General features: G+C 44.6%; 7 protein-coding genes and 1 pseudogene. All 8 read left to right on the forward strand.

Features of this window, described 5'->3' with window-relative positions; translation table 11 throughout:
• Positions 1 to 331 precede the first annotated feature (331 nt).
• Complete coding sequence (gene ribBA / locus B3D47_RS11510; protein WP_163170691.1) at positions 332 to 1,447, forward strand: bifunctional 3,4-dihydroxy-2-butanone-4-phosphate synthase/GTP cyclohydrolase II; 1,116 nt, start codon at positions 332 to 334, stop codon at positions 1,445 to 1,447.
• A gap of 19 nt (positions 1,448 to 1,466) precedes the next feature.
• On the forward strand, positions 1,467 to 1,937 hold the full coding sequence (gene ribE / locus B3D47_RS11515) for a 6,7-dimethyl-8-ribityllumazine synthase (RefSeq protein ID WP_004895821.1): 471 nt from the start codon (positions 1,467 to 1,469) through the stop codon (positions 1,935 to 1,937).
• Between the two features lie 4 nt (positions 1,938 to 1,941).
• Positions 1,942 to 2,391: a transcription antitermination factor NusB gene (gene nusB, locus B3D47_RS11520; protein ID WP_004814175.1), complete on the forward strand. Its 450-nt coding sequence runs from the start codon at positions 1,942 to 1,944 to the stop codon at positions 2,389 to 2,391.
• Between the two features lie 20 nt (positions 2,392 to 2,411).
• The gene (gene thiL / locus B3D47_RS11525; protein ID WP_286862116.1) at positions 2,412 to 3,329 is read left to right on the forward strand and encodes a thiamine-phosphate kinase; all 918 of its coding nucleotides are present in this window, start codon (positions 2,412 to 2,414) and stop codon (positions 3,327 to 3,329) included.
• Positions 3,330 to 3,351: 22 nt separating this feature from the next.
• Positions 3,352 to 3,828: a phosphatidylglycerophosphatase A family protein gene (locus tag B3D47_RS11530; protein ID WP_071320831.1), complete on the forward strand. Its 477-nt coding sequence runs from the start codon at positions 3,352 to 3,354 to the stop codon at positions 3,826 to 3,828.
• A 20-nt stretch (positions 3,829 to 3,848) separates the two neighbouring features.
• Entirely contained in the window at positions 3,849 to 5,213 is a 1,365-nt protein-coding gene (glmU, locus tag B3D47_RS11535) for a bifunctional UDP-N-acetylglucosamine diphosphorylase/glucosamine-1-phosphate N-acetyltransferase GlmU (protein ID WP_286862118.1), read from the forward strand.
• Positions 5,214 to 5,224: 11 nt separating this feature from the next.
• Positions 5,225 to 7,063: a glutamine--fructose-6-phosphate transaminase (isomerizing) gene (glmS, locus tag B3D47_RS11540; protein WP_286862120.1), complete on the forward strand. Its 1,839-nt coding sequence runs from the start codon at positions 5,225 to 5,227 to the stop codon at positions 7,061 to 7,063.
• Between the two features lie 58 nt (positions 7,064 to 7,121).
• Positions 7,122 to 7,394: pseudogene (locus B3D47_RS11545) on the forward strand (phosphomannomutase CpsG); the annotation flags it as partial.

A 7,394-nucleotide genomic window follows, 5' to 3' on the forward strand; every position in this document is an offset into this window, starting at 1 on the left:
TTCGCTTTTTATTGACTTGGTAATTTTAGCCCAAATAGAAAAATAACCGTCCCTCTATCCCAATAAAATCATAAAACTATCCAAAACAAGTATATATATCCTCCTATGATAAGCATTGATTTTTTTAATATTTTCAATTGGATAAAAAAAATACAAAAATTAAAAACTTCCATATAAAGTCGGCTTTCTTTGCCGAAAAAGACTGTGTATAACAATGTTCAGTTTAGGGAAATCAATAAGCATAGGCAAAATTGCTCAAAAAGCGTTAAACTATGCAACCAATAATGTCATGATTCGGTCTGAACAAGATCAAAAAAGAAGGTGAAGGTTGATGCCGCTCAATACAGTTGAAGAGCTTGTAGCAGATATCCGTGCAGGAAAAATGGTCATCCTGATGGATGATGAAGACCGTGAAAATGAAGGCGATTTAGTCATTGCTGCCACGCACGTGCGTCCTGAAGACATCAACTTTATGATCACCCATGCTCGTGGTTTAGTGTGTCTGACTTTAAGTAAAGAACGTTGCCAACAGTTGAATCTTCCATTGATGGTAGATGCTAATGGCGCTCAACACGGGACCAACTTCACGTTATCGATTGAAGCAGCTGAAGGTATTTCTACCGGTATTTCACCTGCAGAGCGTGCGCATACCATTCAAACCGCTGTGGCGGCTCATGCTAAACCTACGGACATCGTACAGCCTGGCCATATCTTCCCATTGATGGCACAGCCAGGTGGTGTCCTGCACCGTGCAGGTCATACCGAAGCAGGCTGTGACTTATCGCGTCTCGCAGGTTTAGAGCCAGCCTCGGTGATTTGTGAAATCATCAATGAAGATGGCACCATGGCACGTCGCCCAGATTTAGAAGTCTTTGCCGAAAAGCATGGCTTGAAAATTGGTACGATTGCTGACTTGATTCATTATCGCATGACCAATGAGCAGACGGTTGAACGTTTAGATCAGCAAACAGTTGATACCGAATACGGTACCTTTGATCTGTATCGTTACCGTGAATTAGGTAACCCGGATATTCATGTAGCACTAGTCAAAGGCGAGCCGAAAGAAGGCGTAACGACTGTACGTGTCCACGGCTTTAACCCGACACGGGACCTCTTAAAACTGAATAAACAGGACGGCGAACCGGCTTGGAATTTAGACAAGGCACTTAAAGAAATTGCAAGCAGTGATCGTGGTGTCTTGGTCTGGATCGGTCAACGTCATTTACAAGATCTAGGTCCTGCGCTTGATACTTTAAAAGCACCCAAAAATGTGAAATCCAATGCTGCACTGTCGCAGCAGTATCAAACTATTGGTGTCGGTGCACAAATTTTGCGTGATCTAGGCGTAGAAAAAATGAAGCTGCTGAGTTCACCATTACGCTTTAATGCATTGTCAGGTTTTAATTTAGAAGTGGTGGAATACATCACCGCACAACACACATCTTAAGATAAGAATCGAGGTTATTATGGCTGTTCGCCGTATTGAAGGTATGTTACATCTCGCGAACGAAGACCGTTATGCGATTTTAGTTGGTCGTTTTAATAGCTTTGTTGTTGAACATCTGTTAGAAGGTGCCGTTGATACATTGAAACGCCATGGTGTATCAGAGGATAATATCACGGTCGTTCATGCACCTGGTGCCTGGGAACTTCCAATCGTTGCAAAAAAATTAGCAGCGACTGGTAATTTCGATGCCATCATTGCCTTGGGCGCTGTGATTCGTGGTAGCACACCGCACTTCGATTTCGTGGCAGGTGAATGTGCCAAAGGTTTAGGCGTAGTTGGTCTGGACGCTGGTCTTCCTGTCATTAATGGCGTACTCACTACGGATAGTATTGAACAAGCGATTGAACGCTCTGGAACAAAAGCAGGCAATAAAGGTAGTGAAGCTGCCTTGACTGCGATTGAAATGGTTAACTTGTTAAAGGCTATTTAAGGCTATGTCGCAAACACTTCAAGCAACTTATGCTGCAAAACGTAAAGCACGTCGTTTTGCTGTACAAGGAATTTATGAATGGCAAATGAGCCACAACCCTGTGCATGAGATTGAAGCACGTACACGTGTGGACAATGCCATGCACAAAGTGGATCTTGGCTATTATCATGAATTGTTGACTCAAGTGGTTGCCAATCATGAAGCATTGGATGCTTTGCTTATCCCTGTGCTGGATCGCGAACTTTCTGCACTTGACGGTGTAGAACTCGCAACACTTCGTTTAGGTGCGTATGAGCTCAAAGAACATCTTGAGATTCCATATCGTGTTGTTTTAGACGAAGCAATTGAGTTAGCTAAACATTTTGGCGGTGCAGACAGCCATAAATACATCAATGGTGTATTAGATCGTTTAGCGACAACTTTACGTGCAGCAGAAAAACAACAAGCAAACTAAGTTTTAAGTAGATTTGTTGTATGGCTGAGTTTTCGATTATCGACACCTATTTCAATCGTAAGAATCAAGATTCTGTCGATTTAGGGGTCGGTGACGACTCAGCCTTGCTCACTCCTCCTTCTCACCAGCAATTGGTGATTTGTGCCGACACCTTAGTTGCGGGTCGACATTTTCCTGTAGATACAAACCCACATGCTATTGGCTGGAAATCTGTTGCCGTCAATTTATCTGATATTGCTGCCATGGGCGCCACACCACACAGTATTTTATTGGCATTGAGCTTACCCCAAATTGATCATGCTTGGCTCAAAGGCTTTAGCCAAGGTTTATATGATTGTTGCGATCAATTTGGCGTGCGTTTAATTGGTGGTGATACCACGCAAAGTCCACATCTGACTCTATCCGTCACAGCACTGGGCTGGGTCGATACAGGCCTTGCTGTAGCACGCTCAGGTGCCCAAGTCGGTGATCTGATTTGTGTTTCAGGTACGGTTGGCGATGCGGCATTTGGCTTAAAGCATTTAGGTCATGATCTACAAAAACGTCTGGATTATCCAACGCCACGTTGTGCTTTAGGTGCTGCGCTTAAAGGCCTGGCCAATAGTATGATTGATGTCTCAGATGGTCTTGCACAAGATTTGGGACACATCCTCAAAGCATCAAATGTCGGCGCAAAGCTGCAACTTGAAAACCTACCACTAAGTACTGCCCTGCACGCCTTAAATGATGAACAAAAATGGCAGTATGCATTGGCGGGTGGCGATGACTACGAATTATGTTTTACAATCAGTCCTGAACATTATGAGCAACTGCGACAGCAAAATCTGGATGTCGCTATAACTAAAATTGGTACGATCACACAATCAAAAGGCTTATCGTTCCATCAAAATGACCAGTCCATTTCGCTGGACTTAAAGGGATATCAGCACTTTGCATAAACCTAAAATTAATTTTTCAGCGATGTCATGGCCTGAGCGTTGCATCGTGTTTTGTGGTGTTGGGTTTGGTTCTGGTCTAGCCCCTAAAGCTCCCGGAACTTTTGGCTCTGCATTTGCGCTTTTGTTTGTGCCAATTTGGCTTGCAATTGGATTTTCAAACACCATATTAGCCATCATTATTATGTCATTGGTTGGTATTTGGATCTGCGGTAGAACAGCAGACCTTATGGGCGTTCACGATGATGGTCGCATTGTGTGGGATGAATTTGCAGGTCAATCCATTACCTTTTTGCCTTTGCTTTATCTGAATGAAATGAGCTGGACGTGGGCATTGGTCGGTTTTGCTCTGTTCCGTTTATTCGATGTCTGGAAACCATGGCCGATTCGTGTCATTGACCGTCAAATTGACGGCGGTTTCGGCATCATGCTGGATGACATTATTGCTGGCCTGTGGGCGGCCCTTTGTATTTTGCTTTATTTTTACTTCACTGTGGCATAAGCCATATTTAGGATTAGAACATGTCAACGACTGTTATTATTCTTGCTGCAGGTAAAGGAACCCGTATGCGTTCCAGCTTACCGAAAGTATTACAACCCCTTGCAGGACGCCCTTTACTAGGTCATGTCATTGAAACGGCAAAAAAATTAAACGCAGATAATATTATTACGATCTATGGTCACGGTGGTGACCGGGTTCAGGCTGCTTTTGCAGAGCAAGAGATTAAATGGGTCGAACAGGCTGAACAGCTGGGTACCGGTCATGCGGTACAGATGACCTTGCCTGTCCTGCCTCAAGACGGCGTCTCTCTGATTCTTTCTGGTGATGTACCCTGCATTAACCCTGTAACCTTGCAAAAATTACTCGATGCCACTGCAGAAACCGGTATTGGTCTGGTGACATTAACCCTGCCAGATGCCAATGGCTATGGCCGTATCGTACGTGAACAGGGTCAGATTCAGGCCATTGTTGAGCACAAGGATGCTTCTGAAGAGCAACGTCAGATTAAAGAAATTAATACCGGTATTTATGCCGTCAGCAATGCCAAACTGCATCAATGGCTACCACGTTTAAGCAATGACAATGCGCAAGGTGAATATTACCTGACTGATATTGTGGCAATGGCTTTGGCAGATGGTATGCAAGTTGCATCTGTAGAACCAGAAATGGCTTTTGAAGTTGAAGGGGTAAATGACCGTGTGCAGCTGGCTGCTTTAGAACGTCAGTTCCAGGCATTTCAGGCCAAACAGCTAATGCAGCAAGGCGTACATCTGATTGATCCAAGCCGTTTTGACCTACGTGGTAATTTAACTGTAGGTACTGACGTTTGTATTGATATCAATGTGATTATCGAAGGTGATTGCGAGTTAGGTAACAATGTTGAAATTGGCGCAGGCTGTGTGATTAAAAACACTAAAATCGCAGCGGGTACCAAGGTTCAGCCATATAGCATTTTCGACAGTGCTATCGTGGGTGAAGATACCCAAATTGGCCCATTTGCACGTTTACGTCCAGGGGCAAAACTTGCCAATGAAGTTCACATTGGTAACTTTGTTGAAGTTAAAAATACCACGATTGGTCTAGGCTCTAAAGCCAACCACTTTACCTACCTGGGTGATGCTGAAGTTGGTGCAGGCTCAAACATCGGTGCAGGGACCATTACCTGTAATTATGATGGTGCCAACAAATTTAAAACAATTATTGGTGATCAAGCCTTTATTGGCTCGAACAGTTCATTAGTGGCACCTGTGAGAATTGGTAACGGTGCTACAGTCGGTGCAGGCTCGACGATTACCCGTGATGTGGAAGACAACAGTTTGGCAGTAGAGCGTTCTAAGCAATTTGCCAAAGAAAACTATCCACGTCCGCAAAAAATCAAGAAATAAGGGGAACAAATATGTGTGGTATCGTCGGTGGCATTGCGGAACGCAGCATTACCAATATTTTGATTGAAGGCTTAAAACGCCTGGAATACCGTGGCTATGATTCAGCAGGTTTAGCCCTGATCAACAATCATCAGGTCCTGCGTGAACGCCGTGTCGGCAAGGTTTCCAACCTTGAACAGGCGGTGAATGAATCACAGATTAGTGGTTCCCTCGGTATTGCACATACACGCTGGGCGACCCATGGCAAACCGACTGAAGAAAATGCCCATCCGCATATTTCTGAAAATGTTGCAGTGGTGCATAACGGAATTATCGAAAACTATCAGGAACTCAAAGATGATCTTGAAGCTTTGGGCTATGTGTTTACCTCACAGACCGATACTGAAGTGGTTGCCCATCTGATCAATGATGCGCTGAAATCTACCCCAAGCCTGTTAGAAGCTGTACGTCAGGTGGTGCCGCAACTAAAAGGTGCTTATGCACTGGGTATCGTACATACGGATCATCCAGATGAACTGATTACCGTGCGTGAAGGCTCTCCACTGGTGATTGGTGTCGGCATTGGTGAAAACTTTATCAGTTCTGATCAACTGGCTCTGTTGCCGATTACCAACCGTTTTATCTACCTTGAAGAAGGTGATATTGCCCGTTTGACCCGCACCACCATTGAAGTCTTTGTCGATGGTCAACTGGTCGATCGTCCGGTCAAAGAACTGGATGCTGCGGTCAGCAATGCTTCTAAAGGTGAATACAAGCATTACATGCTCAAAGAAATTTATGAGCAGCCTGAAGCGATCAAACAGACGATTTCCCAAGCCTTAAATGGGAATGATCTGCGCGAAGATTTTCTTGCGAATGCCGTTGAGGATTTTGCCAAGATTCAGCAAATTCAAATAATTGCCTGCGGTACCAGCTATCATGCCGGCATGATTGCCAAATACTGGTTTGAACAGCTGATTGATCTGCCTTGCCAGATCGAGATTGCCAGCGAATTCCGTTATCGTACGCCAGTGATTGTAAATCATACGCTGTATGTGTGTATTTCCCAATCTGGTGAAACTGCCGATACCTTGGCTGCATTACGTGATACACAGAAACGTGCGGCTGCCAAAGGACTGGATATCACCACCATGACGATTTGCAACGTAGCAACCTCCTCGATGGTACGTGAAACCAATCACAACCTGCTGACTTTGGCAGGCCCTGAGATTGGTGTTGCATCGACTAAAGCCTTTACCACACAGCTAGCTGCACTGATGCTATTGGTACTGAAACTGGGTACAGTCAAAAATACAATTTCAGCAGAACAGGTCACAGCTATTAGCACCGACTTATGGCATATGCCAAAAGTGATTCTGGATACCTTGCATCATGACAATGAAATTTTACGCCTTTCTGAACTGTTTGTAGAAAAGCAGCACTGTCTGTTCCTGGGCCGCGGTACACATTTCCCGATTGCGCTAGAAGGTGCCTTGAAGCTGAAGGAAATTTCCTATATTCATGCTGAAGGTTATGCCGCAGGTGAACTTAAACATGGTCCATTGGCCTTGGTCGACAACGACATGCCCGTGGTGATTCTGGCGCCACAGGATGACATGCTGGATAAACTCAAATCCAATATGGAAGAAGTGCAGGCACGTGGTGGTGAGCTGTTCGTCTTTGCTGATGAAAACAGTGGTATTAAAGCCAAAGACCGTCAACATGTGGTCCATATTCCTGCAGTCAATGCAGTACTGGCCCCGATTGTGTATAGCATTCCGGTGCAGTTATTGTCCTATCATGTTGCAGTGCTGCGTGGTACGGATGTCGATCAGCCACGTAACCTGGCAAAATCGGTCACTGTAGAATAATTAGAATTGAATCAAGGCTGGAGAACCGGCCTTTTTCTTCTGAATAGAGAGCCTCTAAATGACAAAACTGACGTGCTTTAAAGCCTATGACATTCGCGGCAGATTGGGCAGCGAACTCAATGAAGAGATTGCCTATAAAATTGGTCGCGCCTACGGACAAATTTACCAGCCAAAAACCGTTGTGGTTGGTTGTGATGTTCGCCTTAGCAGTGAAGATTTAAAACAGGCTACTATCCGCGGTTTAAATGATGCGGGCGTGAATGTTCTAGATTTAGGTATGACTGGGACTGAAGAAGTTTATTTTGGTGCCTTCCATTTAGATGTGCAAGGT

The sequence above is a fragment of the Acinetobacter sp. UBA3461 genome (assembly GCF_002381195.1).
In the GTDB taxonomy this organism is placed as follows: domain Bacteria; phylum Pseudomonadota; class Gammaproteobacteria; order Pseudomonadales; family Moraxellaceae; genus Acinetobacter; species Acinetobacter schindleri.

Excerpts from the sequence above, each read along its gene's own strand:
- ribBA (WP_163170691.1), top strand. The coding sequence starts at position 332 with ATGCCGCTCAATACAGTTGAAGAGCTTGTAGCAGATATCCGTGCAGGA.
- ribE (WP_004895821.1), top strand. The coding sequence starts at position 1,467 with ATGGCTGTTCGCCGTATTGAAGGTATGTTACATCTCGCGAACGAAGAC.
- nusB (WP_004814175.1), top strand. The coding sequence starts at position 1,942 with ATGTCGCAAACACTTCAAGCAACTTATGCTGCAAAACGTAAAGCACGT.
- thiL (WP_286862116.1), top strand. The coding sequence starts at position 2,412 with ATGGCTGAGTTTTCGATTATCGACACCTATTTCAATCGTAAGAATCAA.
- B3D47_RS11530 (WP_071320831.1), top strand. The coding sequence starts at position 3,352 with ATGTCATGGCCTGAGCGTTGCATCGTGTTTTGTGGTGTTGGGTTTGGT.
- glmU (WP_286862118.1), top strand. The coding sequence starts at position 3,849 with ATGTCAACGACTGTTATTATTCTTGCTGCAGGTAAAGGAACCCGTATG.
- glmS (WP_286862120.1), top strand. The coding sequence starts at position 5,225 with ATGTGTGGTATCGTCGGTGGCATTGCGGAACGCAGCATTACCAATATT.